We start from the raw sequence: 13,902 nt of genomic DNA, 5'->3' as shown, positions 1-13,902 counted from the left end.
TCCTTAGCCGTCAGAACCGCGCATATGCTCCAGCGCGGGGCGCAGGTTGTCCAGCACGTAACCTGCCTTGGTTGTGGCCTCGAGGATCTCATCCGCGCTCATGTGGTCGCACTGACCCAAAGCCCAAACCACCGAGCAGCGCGTGCCCGACGCGCAATAGGCTAAGACGGGGCCAGAGCAGCTTTCAGCCAATTCTCGTTGCAGGGCAACATTGCCAGGCGTCATGGTCTGGTGGGTCAGTTCCAGAACCTCATATTCCATCCCGGCTGCCCGGACGGCCTGTCCGATTGCATCCGACTGCATGGTTGGTGGAACTTCCGTATTGGGACGGTTGCAGATGACCTTAACGAAACCAGCTGCGGCGATGGCTGGGACGTCCTCGACCGTGATTTGGGGCGAGACGGCATAGCGGGGGGTTATTGGTCGAATCTCCATGGCAATTGCTTAGGCCGCGTTTGCGGATCTGTCCAGTTGTGCACCAAGCCCGGGCGCCGCAAACATTCCTGTGATCATCGCAGCCAGAAACACGAGGCCGCCAAGGCCGCCATAGGTTATGGACGCGATGGCAGGTCCAGGACAAAGCCCGGACAAGCCCCAGCCCATGCCAAACATCACGGAACCGATAATCAGGCGACGGTCCAACTCGGGCGGGCTCATCTTAGGAAACTGACCACCGGTCAGCGGCCTGCGGTGGGCCGTCATTCTCCACGCGATGAGCATCGGCAGGATCGCGCCGCCCATCACAAATGCCAGGGTGGGATCCCAGTTCCCGAACACATCCAACCACCCCTGAACCTTGGTGGTATCGGTCATGCCCGAGATCAAAAGGCCGGCACCAAACAGAGATCCAGCCAGCATTGATACGAGAACCCGCATCAAATCAGCCCCCATACATGGCGCATCAGGGCAATTGTTGCCCCACCTGCGCCGATATAGATCAACGTCGCGATGATGCCCCTGACGGAGAATCGAGAAATACCACATACCCCGTGCCCCGAGGTGCATCCATTGGCAATGCGCGTTCCTGCGCCAACCAAAAGGCCGGCGATGACGATCACTGCGAAATTGTCGGTCAGATGTGTCATGGGCGCAGAAGAGAGCAGGGGGCTCAAAACAAGCGGTGTCGCGATGACGCCTGCGATGAAACTTAGGCGTTCTAACGTGCGGTCACTGCCATCAACCAGCCCGCCTAGAATCCCACTGGCGCCCATGATGCGCCCATTGCCCAGAAGGTAGACTGCGGCGCCCAGGCCGATCAGCAGGCCACCGGCAAGCCCCCAAATCCATTCAATGTACATTCGTTATCCTCAGTTCGCTTGATGGGTCTGCGTCACAACTTGTTGATCGGCACCTTCAGGAATACGTCGCCCTGTTCGTCCGCAGGCGGCATCTGTCCGGCCCGCATATTGACCTGCAGGGACGGCAGGATCAGGCGCGGCATGGGCAGGGTCGCATCGCGGGCATCACGCATCTCGACAAATTCCTCGATTGATTTGCCTTGTCCGATATGGACGTTCAGGGCTTTTTGCTCTCCGACAGTGGTCTCCCAGGCAAATTCATCACGCCCAGGAGCTTTGTAGTCATGGCCAACAAAGATGCGCGTCTCATCCGGCAGGGCCAGGATCTTCTGGATCGACTCGAACAGCATTTCCGAAGACCCACCGGGAAAATCGCATCGCGCGGTGCCGAAATCCGGCATGAACAGCGTGTCACCGACAAATGCCGCGTCTCCGATCACATATGTCATGCAGGCGGGCGTATGGCCAGGCGTGTGGAAAACATCGCCACGCATCTGCCCAACATGGAAGCTGTCGCCATCGCGGAACAAAGCATCGAACTGACTGCCGTCGCGCTGAAACTCAGTCCCTTCATTGAAGATTTTCCCAAAGGTTTCCTGGATCGTCACGATCTGTTCACCGATACCGATCTTTCCGCCCAGTTCCTGTTGCAGATAGGGTGCCGCCGAAAGGTGGTCGGCATGCACATGGCTTTCCAGAATCCACTCGACCCTTAGCTCATTGTCGCGAACATAAGCGACGATCTGATCCGCCGAGCTGGTTTTCGTTCGGCCCGAGGCGTGATCGAAGTCCAGAACACTGTCGACAATTGCGCAGGCCGTCCCTTCGGGTTCTTGCACAAGGTACGAGACCGTATTGGTTTCAGGGTCGAAAAACGCTTTCACAATTGGTGTCATCTGGCTCTCCGTCAGCGCGCAGTTTATCATATATGTTTTTCAGAATATGATGCAACCGGCATTCTTTGATTTGATGCGTGTCAAGGCAAGTTAATCCAAATCCGATTAGAATTTAATCATTCTGCCTTAGGTTGCCGATACAGGGTGGGCGACAGGCAGTTTTCCGCGCGTTTGTTCGCCACGATAACCAGGTCTTAAATCCGTTACCTATATCGGCGACAGTGATAGAAATTGGGAGGAATAAAATGTCTGCAAAAAGTTTGTATTCCGAAGCCGAACACCTGGAGCAAAAGCTGCAGAATGCCTGTTTTGAGACCCGGCTTGCGCTTCAGCCCAGTGTAACCAAAGTGATTGATCGGATGCGTCAGGAAGGCATGCACGTGCCATCGCGCCTGCGTCACCTGGATGCGGCTTTGTGCGAAGATGCCATAGAGGCGCAGTTCGACAATATGCCGGTCTGAGGCGAAGTATCAGCCGAACGAGATTCCCAGGATCACCAGCATCAGGCCAATCACAGAAAGAAAAAGCGAAGCCAGATTCCACGGCAGGACGCTTTGAACAGCGGCGCGCAATTCATCGTCCGACAGGCCGGATTTGCGCGCTTTCATCACACGCAAGATACACCAAACCAGACCCAGCAGGCCAGCTAGTGACAGGGCGGCACCGCCCCAGGTGATGAATTCGAACATGGTTCCCCACATTTTTGCGCAAATCCTGATTGCGCTTAGCGGATCGACCGACCGCGCACAAGCCCATCGAGGATTGGATGCTTGCAGCCCACGCGGCGGCAAGGTATCCGGCTAACTGCCGTTGCTAATGCATCAGATTGCAGCCTTTTGGAGAGATGAATATGGAAGACGTGACCGAAGATCAGGCCGCCGCCAACTACCGTGTAACAGCGGGCGAGCTGCGTCAGTTCGTGGAACGGATCGAACGCCTGGATGCCGAGAAAAAGGATCTGGCGGAGCAGCAGAAAGAGGTCATGGCCGAAGCCAAAGCCCGCGGTTACGACACAAAAGTGATGCGCAAGGTCATCGCGCTGCGCAAACGCGACAAGGACGATATCGCCGAAGAAGAGGCGGTACTTGAAATGTATAAGGAAGCGTTGGGCATGTGAGCCGCGCCTGGGGTCAGGGTTTCAGAACCTTCACCCCGGCCATCGTTTCCAACCCGGCCAGATCCTGCTCGTACAGTTCGGAAAATGCGTCGATGATCTCATCGCTCCAGCCAGGTAGTTCCAGTTCTTCTTCCATTTTGTCCAGTTGAGCATGGTTCGCCAGAATATCTGCAAGAATGTCTCGGGTCTCAGCCTGTGAAAGCGTCGAAACCTGGTCCAGAATCGCCTGCGCTTGTGATTGACCTTCTTCGGTCAGCAAAGAGATCAGCAGGTCATACTCACCTTTGATCGTAGCGTCTGTAGCAAGCCCGCCGACGCTGCGCACGATATCCCCCCACATGAGCGGAATGTCCTCATTGCACCACAGGGTGATCTGCACCCCGGGGGCAAAGTCGCGAACATCTTTGATCATTTCAACCCAGCTGAGGTGACTTAGATCATTGTTTCGAACCACGTCCTCGCGCGACTGTTCCGGTAAAGACATCAGATGTTTCGGGACAAAGCTACCTGGATTCCTGAGCGCCAGAAACAACTCCAACTGACAATCTCTAAAGGACTCTTCCAGAACAGATAAGCGTTTGCCCGCAGAAGGATAGAACTGCCCATCGGCAAGTACCACGTCTTTTTCACCAATGAAGTCTTCACTGGTGAAAATGGCGCGCTTTACCTTTGGTTGGATTGGCAGGTTGTCCCGAATGCTTTCAATCTCGTCCGGCAATGGGGGGCGCGTATTCAAGGCCTGAAATGCTGGTTTGAACACTTGCCGGTAACGGCGCGGACCAAAGAAAGCCACACCATCTTGGGTTAGTATGTCCCGGTTGGCTTGCAACGACCTGAGCAGCCGCCCTTCATCGGTAAAAGCCGCGCCTGCGTGAATGGCAACCTGCATGTTTGGTTCTAGTCCTTGCATTCCTGAACCTGCCTGTTGAGTTACAGGCTGTGCCGGGGACAGTCAAATCCTCACCCCCCACTCAAAGGTGATCGGCCGCATCATAAGGAAAATCCAAATTCACTAAGTTTGGATGAAAATTGAGGCTTGCAGTCCGTTAAAAGAGAAAGTAATCGACACCCAGCGCCCCTATAGCTCAGCTGGTAGAGCAACTGATTTGTAATCAGTAGGTCCGCGGTTCGAGTCCGTGTGGGGGCACCATAAATCATTTAAAATCAAGCACTTACGAGAAAATTACTGACGTATGGTGACGTATGGCGCGAAGCTACCTTGCGGATTCGAACCGGCGCACCATTGTTTTTGAATCTGCCATAATATCTATCCACAAGTTCAGCCGGGGTCTCGTCGCCTTCTTTGGAACAAGAGTTTCTGACAACTCAATCGGCGTCTCGCAAAGTTGTGGTGAGGGCCACCGAGCTGCTGTTCGCTGCGTTTGCAGCGCGGAGCAGCACGAACGGCAGCAAGGCGCAGAAAGCGAACTTTGCAAAGCCATCTAATTGGACCTCAACCGTCACAAATATTTTGGATATGTTGCTGCGGTGCAGCGCGTCAAAGCAGCCGTTAACAAATCCCAACTTTGAAGTTGTCAGGTTGAAACCAAAGCTTCCCAATTTCTGTATCATCACTATCGGGTGCGGGATTTACCGTGCGAACCTTGAATGTGGTTGGGATGTTCACCGCGTTCCCGAAAATCAATGCATGCTGCTTTGGCAACGACGGGAGGCGCTTCATTACGTTTTCCGAGATAAATGGAGTCATCTGCCTGATGTGCGCCAGGTCATCTGGGTTCTGTATGCGGTGCACTACAAAGTTACTGCACTGCGACAGGACGGTTCGCGAAAGCTCACTTGGCCGTTGTGATGCCGCCAGAAGGAAAACGCCGTACTTACGGCCTTCCTTGGCGATCCTCTCAAAGATGCGGCTTGCATCAATAGCATACCGGGTGGGTTTTTGTGCGATGTACCTATGCGCCTCTTCCAAAACCATGTGCACGGGATACCGATTGCGCGGTGTGGCTCGCTTCAGCTTTTCGAACACCATTCGCGCGATGACAGCAGCCGCGATTTCAACAACCTCGTCGGCGGCGTCATTTAAATCAATTATAGTGATCTGCGCGGACTTGGCGACTGCTTCACCGGCCCTTGAAAGGCCAATCAACCACTCAATGAACGTGTTCGGTGCCGCTTCTTCTGACGTCAGTCCTTTTGGATCGTATCGCAGAAAGGAGAACTCTTCGCGCTCAGCAACCCATTTGAATCGCGTGATCATCTGCGAGCAGTGGTCTCGAATTTGCCGGTTCCCGTGTGCCTCTTGATAGAGAAGAGCCAAATCCAAACATTCCGCCAACACATCAAAGCGGAACGGTTTGTTCTCGTATTTCGGAAATACGACGTCATCTTGGATAAATGATTCTAGGTGGTCGATGAATCTGCGTTCCCAATCACCCTGCTCCGGGAAGTTTCCAAACTTTGGATTCCAATTGTACTCACTCAACACGGATGCATTCAGATCATCGGTTCCAAAAGTGTTCAGAACCATCCAAGCCTTTTGGCGCTTAGAGACCGGGGAGTCACCGCCGGTGCCATGGAGGCATTCCTTCACACTCATAGCGTTGATATGGTTTCTGGTTTTCAGGCTTTCTTCGCCGTCCTCTGCAAGTATGGAAGAAAACGCAAGTGCCATCCGAAGAACAGGTTGCTGAGTGCGTTCGCTGGCCCGCAACAACAATTCCCATTCTTCAACCGACATGAACCAGTGAGGCAGTCGAAACTGGCTCACAGTTTCGCCTTCAGAAATTTGCTCCAAACCTTCAGCAAGATCACCGGTATTGGCTCGTAGGTACAGGCGTTGAATTTTCTCGGGCAGCTTGGAGAATGCTGGACGGTACTCTCCGTTAACATCAAACAGAACAAAGGACGCACCACGAGCCGCGAATTCTTCAGGTCGCTCAAATAGTGACTGTAGAATACTGGCTACGGTGCAGGATTTGCCGCTCCCCGTGTTGCCGAGAACTGCGCTATGGCCCCCAAAATACTCGCCAACCTTTACCTTTACCGGATAGCCTTTGAACACAACGGAAGTTCCTACCTCCAAGACAACAGGAATTGTTCCTTGGTGCTCGTTGCCTTCTCTGTCTTTCAGTGAAACAGCTCTGGATGTGTCTTCGACATAAAAAACCTTGTCCAAGTCTTCATCTCGGGCGTAGAGCGCGTCAGCGTAAAGAGGTGGGAAAACTGATACCCCAAACTCAAATTTGCGCGTCTCCCCTCCGCGGATCATTCCCAATGGCGCCAGATCGAGGAATTTCGCAGAGGCGGCCTTGTCCATTTCGCGCCCTTTGTCGTCCGGTCGGTTTGATTGGGGGTCTTTTTCCCAAAGCCCTGTTACCTCACAAACAACATATTCAGCCTGTACCGGAACGAGAATAAATGAACCAAGTCGGGCAACGTAATGCACATCGTCAAAGCCAACGACGGTAAAGTTGTCGTTTCCCCGGTGCAGTTCCACCACCAAACGGTCGGCGGAAACGCTGGTTACCTTGCCAACTACGCGTCCTTTGTCATCATCCGGCATCCGCTTCGCCTCCATCCTTTTTGCCAGCCAGAACGCCAAACGCTTTCAACGCTTTTTCAACAGCATGATCTGTCCGGTTACCGGGACCGGCGGGCAAGAAGTGCTCGACGATGGTCTTGAAGTAGTGAGCTTTCATTCCACCTTCTGGCCCTTCGCCCCAGATGAACCAAATGCGAGGGTCTTCCAGATTGCCCAAGGTTTTTGTGACCTCGTTCAAATCCGGGTCGCCGAAGATAACTAGGCGGAAACCTGGTATCGTCAGGGCTTGGAAAACAAGGTTGTTGACGTGTTCGTCACCGAAGCCGTACCCGGCTATGATCAAAACGCTTTGATCCTGAACGACTTGTTTCTGGAACTCTCTAAACAGATCGGAGTACGGCGCTCCAAACGAAGTGTTTTGCTTTGCCGGAGTGGGGTAAATCATAACCCGATGGTCCGCATCCGTTGCCGGAACATCTTGTAGAGCACGGATAGGAAAGAGGCCTTCCCCATCCTCCACCCAATTGATCGAACCATGAAGTTTGCAGAGATAAACGAAGCTATCGACTGCCGCCCAGCGTTTTGAAGTAATGTCCAGTTGTTCAGCGAGGGCATAACGGAATGTTGCTGGGTTAAGCCTTTGCTCCACAGAACCACTGAACCCATTGCAATATGGGATGCTTAGTCGATCCATTGCCCGTTCGCTGAACAGGTCATAGTTTGTTGTGAACACCCAAGGGCGTGGCAACGTGCGGTCACGCAATACCAGCCTTTGATAGAACTTCTGGTACAGGGCGAAGACAGGGTTTGAGTTTTCAGCTAGTTTTGGCTTGGAGCAGGCTTCCGTCACGTAGGTGATCACCTTGCCAATGACACTCTCCAAATGCGTTTTGGCTGCTTTAATCGCTGATGAGTTCGATGTGTCGGCGAAAACCTTTGTAGCAAGCAGGACTTCCAAAAGCCGTTCGAGGTTTTTAGAGAACGCTTCGTCTTTCAGGTCAATGCCAAGAACGTTCGTTAGGGCTTCAATCTCTTCATTGGTAACGGATGCCTTAGCTTCGCCCCCGAAAAGGCCTTTGAAGCCAGCAGCAAGCGGAGCCATCGTTGGGATACCTTTTTCTTCGGCAGGCAACAAGTCCTCAAGTACCTCGTCTTTCTCCATCAGTGAAGAGCAGCCAGCACCGAACAGAAAAGAGAGGTTTCGCGCACCTAGCGCATCTGAAACCTGTTCCTGTACGATTGCCGAGCAGCTCGCCCAACTGGATTTATCTTGTACGTCTTTGAGGGTATCAACTGCGCCCTTAATGAAATTCAATGACGGTGTTTCCTGGTCCGGTAATATCTGGTCCATCAATGCTTCACTTATGCCTTCCTGCCAAAACCTAAATGCCCTTACTCATTATCGAAGTAATTTGCGTAGCAACTTGTGTCAGCCTTCGAAGTCCTCCGCATCTTCGGCAATAGCATCTATTGATACATCTTCAGCGGTCGGTTTATCCTGCTTGATCCTTGGCGCAGCTTTTTTCCAAACAGAGAGGTTCGCGCCCACTTCGCCGTAAAACAGAGGAACGACTTCTTCCAAGTCAGATATGAAGTTGGCCTGTTGTGTGAACCGTCCTCCGAGGCGCTTGGATAAGAAAACGTGGAAGCCGTGCGTTACCAGATGGTCCTTGCCTTCTTGGCAGATATCAATGTCTTCCCGGAGTTCTGAGACCAAGTGCTGCGTCGGCTCGCTGGCACCAGGCCAAAGCAAGCGAATATACAGTCCATCCATGTTGTCGACCTTGATCTGCCGAAGAAGCCAATTCAGCCTGGCTTTTGTCGATTTCTTATCTTCAGGTGCTCGGATGGTCATACCTACGTCGACGCACCGCCGCTTCAGGTCTGCGGTGACATCGATAGGGGCGGCCGTGTCAGGGACGTCCAATGTACATTGCAGTTGGTGCTGTTCGCGAAGCATCAGAAGTTCATCCTTTTTCCGCTGCGCCGGATCATTGATGTGCTTGCGCGACAGTTTTTCACTGACAGATGTCTCAACCAAACGGCTCAGGATTAGCGACAGATCACGTGTTTCCTGATGCCAAGCGTCGATTACAATCTGCGCCTCTGGCGACCGTGCTGGAATGACGCCACCAGACGACACCAGTTTGTTGAGATCCCCCCACTCTTTGGGCATCCTATGGAAGCCCTGCACACCAGCGCTCTCATGATTGAGGAAGCGCCTAAGCTCATTCAGCAACAGTAGTTGGTCCTTGTCTTCGACCTGCTCATTGCTGATCAGCAACTCCGCAGTCGTGACCACATGCATCCAGGACCAGTGATACACGGGAATCTTGGACCTGCTCTTCCTGACTTCCTCAACAGGGTGCGCGGTCGGCGTAGTCGCGAATTGATTGGAAATTGTGATGACGCAATCGACGCCATTCTCTTTTGCGAGAGCACGGTATCTTTCGACTTGCTCAGTATCGAGTGTGTTGTTCCCAACTTTAGTTTCAACAAGGGCCTTCCACTCGCGGGAGCCAACCTTCAGGACAATCAGTCCGTCGGGCCGATCCTTGATTGTCTTGGACTGGTTCTTGAACACAACCTCGGTGAAGGCATGAACCTGGGCCCGTTTTCCACGCTTCTGGCCTATTGATTGCAGCAGTGCGGCTCCCAGCTCTTCAATCTGAACCATACAGGCCAGCACAATGGATGTTGTTCGGCCTTCCTTTGACGTGGTTGAGAGAACGGGGAACAAACGGGCCGCTTCGCCTTGAGCCAGGTAATCTGGCAACTTTTCAGTCATCTATGCGCCTACAACTTGAAATTGAATGTCATGTCTCAAATAGACAGTCACCGCCGCTTTCCGTCAAGTTTTCAATGAGGTATCGTCCTCAAAACGTTGAGGGATACAGCCTCTTTTGTCGTTGAGAGACCACGGCTGCAAGGGAGTAGCGCATTTCAATGAAGTTCCATTCTGATTGGAAGCCCATGCAATGGCAATCAGTTGAACGAGTTGCCAACAATGACTTAACGCGTGTCGTCGCTTTGGTGCCGATCATTGGGTATCTGATCCTGTTCAATGACCAAATCGCGGAAATAGCTTCATTTCGGATAATTGCAGGCGTTGAACCGGGTGCGGAAACACCGTTTTTCTTATCTGGCATAGTCAAAATGAGACTGGTCTTCTTTGGCAGTCTGCTTCTGCTGATTTCCAATTTGATTTTTAAGGTCTTTCGACCACAGGTTTTGGAGCTTGCCAAAGGAGACATAGAGTTTGCCGCAAGGGTGGGAGAACGCTACAGCGTTCATGAGCTTGCGAACATGGAAACCCACGTTTATTCCGATCATTGGGAACCCAGACTGCCCTTGTTTTGGAAAGTGCGCGACGAGTTCAGGAGCAAGAAGCCGGTGGTATCAGGCTATAGACCTGATATGCGAAATGCCATGTTCAACGCACATGGCGACTACATCAGCTACCTTTCGCGAGAATGGTGGACCGGCGAGATGCACACATTCCGTTTGGCGCGTTTCGTTTCACTAATTCTGGGCATCACCGGAATCCTCGTACTGGCAATTCCAACGCTGGACATCACGCAGGCCGTGGTCGGAGACGTTTTTCTGAAACTTTGGTGAGTTGATTGGCAGTTGCACCTAATTTCACCTCAAGAACGAAAGACTGCTATGGGCTGCGACTAGCCAATCATGCAAACCGCAGAGTACGGCGGCACAGAGCCCACTTTGACCGATGCTGCGCGATGCCCCAATTACAGAAATGCGCAGAAACCAGACTTTGCAAACTTTGGTGGACGAGCCAACACGGACAATCAACATCTTTCTCGGATGTCGCGGTTGCGGCCCGCTTATCCACAACAGCAGTCACCTAACTGAATTGGCGGGCACGGAACGGTAGCGTAAGAGCAAAAAACACAGCAGTCGCCTTCTAAAGGCTTCAAAACTGACTTGCATGATTTGCATTCATAAAACCACTGGCACGAGTCAGTTGGCATTTTCTCGATTTCAACGTGCCCACACCGAGGACAGGTCAAAGTGCTATCCAGCACCACAGTTTGTTTTGTCATTGTCTCACATCTGCATGATTAGATAATCGTTGATTTGAGCCTCATTGAACACGATGACCCATGCCAGCGCGGTGATCGCCGTGCTTCCGACAAGCCACCATTTCAGATTTGCCAGTGTCCCGTTTCGATGCGCTACGAACCACGAAACCGCGATCAGCGCTGTTGAGATGGCGAGAACATAGTAGCTTGCTGCCGCTATTTTTCCGAACATCGCCAACCAACTGCCACCCAAGCCGAGCAACATCATGGCCATTGGAAGAACACAGCATGTCGCAACCCCCAGAGCGGAAACCGATCCCAGGTAGCTGAGGGTCACATATTTTTTCATCTTTCGCTCCCTGGGTAGGCGATTTGATTGAGTTGAGGCGCCGGCATTCAGTACGTATAACTCCTGTAGTAACTACAGGATCAAGTGGAGGCACTTCACATGATTGCGATAGGTGAGGCTTCCCGGCAATCCGGGGTCGGCATAGAAACCATCCGCTACTATGAACGCGAAGGTATCGTACCAAGACCCGCACGAGCTCCGAATAATCGTCGCCTCTATTCAGCGAGCGATGTTGGAAGACTTCGATTTTTGAAGAAATGCCGCGACCTGGGGTTTTCTCTCTCAGACGCAAAGGCGCTTTTGGAGCTGTCAGAAGGAAGTGCCGAAGACTGCCGGTCAGTGAAAGAGCTGGCCGAGGCACACATTGCCACCGTTCGAAACAAGATTGATGAGCTCAGACGCCTGGAGCACGCCTTGAGTGAGCTTACGGCCAATTGTGATAGCGGAAACGTTCAATGCCTGATGCTCCAAAGACTGAGAGCGATGGATGATATCTGACTCTGGCCGCTGGGCGGAATCAAAGTATCTGAGATTTAGCCAGATCACGTCAGACCAAGGTCTGTGGTGCGATAACAGATTGTAGTTCATAGTCGATTTCACGATGAGAGAGAAAGTAACTGACCTGACGATTGGCAATTGGTCGTTGTCGCGAGTCTTTCTTGCGGCCTGCATTTTAGTGATGGGTATTGCTACCGCAATCGTCGGGGTTTGGGTGTCAAATCGAATCCAGAACGCAGTCGTACAAAACTCCGCCAACTCTGCCGCGCTATATATGGAAAGCGTAGTATCCCCGCTCAGTCAGGAATTGGCACATGGCGACCGCCTTTCAGACCAGGCGAGCCTGGCGTTGGACGAGATTTTCATGACCCAGCCAATGCGTGACCGTATCGTTTCCTACAAATTCTGGAAGCAAGGCGGTGTGATTGCGCATGCCTCGGATACAGACATCATTGGAAACCGTTTCAACCCAACGGATGATCTAAGGCGGGCGTGGAACGGTGACATATCCGGCTCTTTCGAAGAGCTTGATCATGCCGAGAGCGCCGCCGAGGCGGCATTGGGGATACCACTGCTTGAAGTTTACAGCCCCATCCGCGAACTCTGGTCCGGCGAAATCATCGCAGTTGCGGAGTTCTACGAAAGAGCTGATCAGCTTGAGTTAGACTTGGCCAAGGCCAGGCGAACAAGTTGGTTGGTCGTCGGTTCCGCATTTCTGGCAAGTACTATTGTTCTGTATTCCATCGTCGCAATCGGTGACAAAACAATTCGACGACAGGGAGCTCTTCTCAAACAGCGCCTGACAGAAAGTGAGAGGATGGCCGAGCAGAATGCCCGTCTGCGCTCGCGTGTGGTCGAGGCGTCAGAAAGACATGCCACGCAAACAGATCGATTTCTCAAGAAGCTTGGTGCCGAGCTACATGACGGTCCTGCGCAATACCTGTCGCTCGCCGCCCTTAGACTGGAGGCGGCGTTTTCCAAAGAGTCCGAAAGACCTAAAGAGGCAGAGGAAATTCAGCAGTCTTTGCAAAAATCTCTGGCTGAAATTCGTGCAATATCGCGAGGGCTGTCCGCGCCAGATATCGACAGCCTTTCACTCGTCGATGTTGTGAAGAGAGCCGTAGAGGATCACGCCGAACACAGCCCGTTGCGACCGGATATTTCATTCTTGGGTGGCCAGGCTCCAGTATTGTCATTGTCCGACAAGCTGTGCGTTTTTCGGTTCCTTCAGGAGACGCTTTCCAATGCCGCGAGGTATGCTCCAGCATCCAACTGCACGGTTATCTCTGAGGCACAGAACGACCGCATAGTTGTAAAGGTCAAAGACGACGGACCTGGATTTGACAGGTCAGAAGAAACCGCGTTGCGAGACGATGGTGGCCAGGGGCTTATGGGCTTGCGAGATCGGGTCGAGAGTATTGGTGGCCGGTTCGAAGTCGCATCGAGACCTGGCGAAGGCACCACCATTGCTATGACACTCTTTCCCAGAAAGTTAGGCACATCATGACTACATCTGTCGTAATAGCTGATGATCACCCGATATTCAGGGATGGTTTGCGACGCACGTTAGATGAAGCTGATGGTTTTGAAGTTTTGGCCGCTGGGTCCAACGCTGACGAGGCAGTATCGCTGGTCGGCACGCATCAGCCGGACATAGCCATTCTTGACCTCTCTATGCCCGGTGGCGGGATAAGCGCGACACGTAAAATTGCGGCAATGGAAAATCCACCCAGCATTGCAATCTTGACGGTCTCAGAGAACAGCAGCGATGTCGCGGACGCCTTGGAGGCGGGCGCAATTGGGTACATTGTGAAGGGAGTAACCGCGAGCGAACTAACCGCTTCCTTACGCACCATCGCTGCGGGTGAAGGGTTCGTTTCTCCGGGCTTGGCTTCGCGGGTATTGCTTCAAATCAACGCTGACAGCGGCATGTCTGTTAACAGCGGCATTCTCGATGACCTTACGCATCGTGAGGAAGAAATACTTCGACGTGTGGCCAAAGGATTGAGTAATCGTGAAATCGCTGACGAGTTAGACCTCCAGGAAAAAACCGTGAAGCACTACATGACGGCAATCCTGTCCAAGCTTCATGCGCGAAATCGGGTAGAAGCCGCGCTTATTGCACATGATGTTTGGAACAATGGAGATTAGCTGCGGTCTCTTTGACGACGATGACGGCCTCTCGTTAAGAGAAGCCGC

General features: G+C 52.7%; 17 protein-coding genes and 1 tRNA gene. 7 read left to right on the top strand and 11 right to left on the bottom strand.

All coding sequences use genetic code 11. The features are described from left to right. Positions 1 to 3 precede the first annotated feature (3 nt). Genes QMP16_RS17845 through QMP16_RS17830 form a run of 4 tightly spaced genes read right to left on the bottom strand, consistent with a single transcriptional unit; the run spans position 4 to position 2,194 of the window. Positions 4 to 435: a TIGR01244 family sulfur transferase gene (locus QMP16_RS17845; RefSeq protein ID WP_282153486.1), complete on the bottom strand. Its 432-nt coding sequence runs from the start codon at positions 433 to 435 to the stop codon at positions 4 to 6. Positions 436 to 444: 9 nt separating this feature from the next. Further along, positions 445 to 876, bottom strand: a complete 432-nt coding sequence (locus QMP16_RS17840) for a DUF6691 family protein (RefSeq protein WP_108861819.1) — start codon at positions 874 to 876, stop codon at positions 445 to 447. Beyond that, entirely contained in the window at positions 876 to 1,298 is a 423-nt protein-coding gene (locus QMP16_RS17835; protein WP_058272188.1) for a YeeE/YedE family protein, read from the bottom strand. The genes QMP16_RS17840 and QMP16_RS17835 overlap by 1 nt, the downstream gene beginning before the upstream one ends. Before the next feature lie 32 nt (positions 1,299 to 1,330). Continuing rightward, entirely contained in the window at positions 1,331 to 2,194 is an 864-nt protein-coding gene (locus QMP16_RS17830; protein ID WP_282153485.1) for an MBL fold metallo-hydrolase, read from the bottom strand. A gap of 245 nt (positions 2,195 to 2,439) precedes the next feature. Here QMP16_RS17830 and QMP16_RS17825 point away from each other — a divergent pair, with 245 nt between their 5' ends. Further along, the gene (locus QMP16_RS17825; protein ID WP_058277021.1) at positions 2,440 to 2,655 is read left to right on the top strand and encodes a hypothetical protein; all 216 of its coding nucleotides are present in this window, start codon (positions 2,440 to 2,442) and stop codon (positions 2,653 to 2,655) included. A 9-nt stretch (positions 2,656 to 2,664) separates the two neighbouring features. Here the strand turns inward: QMP16_RS17825 and QMP16_RS17820 are convergent, their stop codons facing one another. Beyond that, entirely contained in the window at positions 2,665 to 2,883 is a 219-nt protein-coding gene (locus QMP16_RS17820; RefSeq protein WP_109313464.1) for a hypothetical protein, read from the bottom strand. Positions 2,884 to 3,044: 161 nt separating this feature from the next. Between QMP16_RS17820 and QMP16_RS17815 the strand changes: the two genes are divergently transcribed. Next, a complete protein-coding gene (locus QMP16_RS17815; RefSeq protein ID WP_058272185.1) occupies positions 3,045 to 3,311 on the top strand; it encodes a DUF2312 domain-containing protein in 267 nt (88 codons plus the stop codon). Positions 3,312 to 3,324: 13 nt separating this feature from the next. Here QMP16_RS17815 and QMP16_RS17810 read toward each other — a convergent pair whose 3' ends face one another. Further along, entirely contained in the window at positions 3,325 to 4,221 is an 897-nt protein-coding gene (locus QMP16_RS17810) for a hypothetical protein (RefSeq protein WP_282153484.1), read from the bottom strand. A 164-nt stretch (positions 4,222 to 4,385) separates the two neighbouring features. Here QMP16_RS17810 and QMP16_RS17805 point away from each other — a divergent pair. Next, positions 4,386 to 4,461, top strand: a tRNA-Thr gene (locus tag QMP16_RS17805). A 360-nt stretch (positions 4,462 to 4,821) separates the two neighbouring features. On the opposite strand, the gene QMP16_RS17800 is transcribed toward QMP16_RS17805, so the two are convergent. The 3 genes from QMP16_RS17800 to QMP16_RS17790 form a co-directional block, all read right to left on the bottom strand. Then, complete coding sequence (locus QMP16_RS17800; RefSeq protein WP_282153483.1) at positions 4,822 to 6,834, bottom strand: ATP-binding protein; 2,013 nt, start codon at positions 6,832 to 6,834, stop codon at positions 4,822 to 4,824. Beyond that, the gene (locus QMP16_RS17795; RefSeq protein WP_282153482.1) at positions 6,824 to 8,164 is read right to left on the bottom strand and encodes an SIR2 family protein; all 1,341 of its coding nucleotides are present in this window, start codon (positions 8,162 to 8,164) and stop codon (positions 6,824 to 6,826) included. The genes QMP16_RS17800 and QMP16_RS17795 overlap by 11 nt, the downstream gene beginning before the upstream one ends. Before the next feature lie 78 nt (positions 8,165 to 8,242). Further along, positions 8,243 to 9,601: a hypothetical protein gene (locus QMP16_RS17790; protein WP_282153481.1), complete on the bottom strand. Its 1,359-nt coding sequence runs from the start codon at positions 9,599 to 9,601 to the stop codon at positions 8,243 to 8,245. A gap of 185 nt (positions 9,602 to 9,786) precedes the next feature. Here QMP16_RS17790 and QMP16_RS17785 point away from each other — a divergent pair, with 185 nt between their 5' ends. Continuing rightward, a complete protein-coding gene (locus QMP16_RS17785) occupies positions 9,787 to 10,431 on the top strand; it encodes a hypothetical protein (RefSeq protein WP_282153480.1) in 645 nt (214 codons plus the stop codon). A gap of 227 nt (positions 10,432 to 10,658) precedes the next feature. Here QMP16_RS17785 and QMP16_RS17780 read toward each other — a convergent pair whose 3' ends face one another. Together QMP16_RS17780 and QMP16_RS17775 are read right to left on the bottom strand one after the other, a co-directional pair. After that, positions 10,659 to 10,877 carry a GDCCVxC domain-containing (seleno)protein gene (locus tag QMP16_RS17780; RefSeq protein ID WP_260023730.1) on the bottom strand — a complete coding sequence of 73 codons (219 nt, stop codon included), beginning with the start codon at positions 10,875 to 10,877 and terminating at the stop codon, positions 10,659 to 10,661. A 4-nt stretch (positions 10,878 to 10,881) separates the two neighbouring features. Further along, positions 10,882 to 11,205: a hypothetical protein gene (locus QMP16_RS17775; RefSeq protein ID WP_170657909.1), complete on the bottom strand. Its 324-nt coding sequence runs from the start codon at positions 11,203 to 11,205 to the stop codon at positions 10,882 to 10,884. A 99-nt stretch (positions 11,206 to 11,304) separates the two neighbouring features. On the opposite strand from QMP16_RS17775, the gene QMP16_RS17770 reads away from it, so the two are divergent. From QMP16_RS17770 to QMP16_RS17760, 3 genes are all read left to right on the top strand, one after another. Then, positions 11,305 to 11,703: a MerR family transcriptional regulator gene (locus tag QMP16_RS17770; protein WP_282153479.1), complete on the top strand. Its 399-nt coding sequence runs from the start codon at positions 11,305 to 11,307 to the stop codon at positions 11,701 to 11,703. Positions 11,704 to 11,977: 274 nt separating this feature from the next. Then, positions 11,978 to 13,210 (top strand): sensor histidine kinase, encoded by a 1,233-nt coding sequence (locus tag QMP16_RS17765; protein ID WP_282153478.1) that lies wholly within the window; start codon positions 11,978 to 11,980, stop codon positions 13,208 to 13,210. Beyond that, positions 13,207 to 13,854, top strand: coding sequence for a response regulator transcription factor (locus tag QMP16_RS17760; protein ID WP_282153477.1), 648 nt, complete (start codon positions 13,207 to 13,209; stop codon positions 13,852 to 13,854). The genes QMP16_RS17765 and QMP16_RS17760 overlap by 4 nt, the downstream gene beginning before the upstream one ends. Positions 13,855 to 13,902: the final 48 nt, after the last annotated feature.

Source organism: Ruegeria atlantica (assembly GCF_947495585.1).
Lineage (GTDB): Bacteria > Pseudomonadota > Alphaproteobacteria > Rhodobacterales > Rhodobacteraceae > Ruegeria > Ruegeria atlantica_G.
Note: the sequence above shows the minus strand (reverse complement) of the source record. Positions and strands in the feature narration are given on the sequence as shown.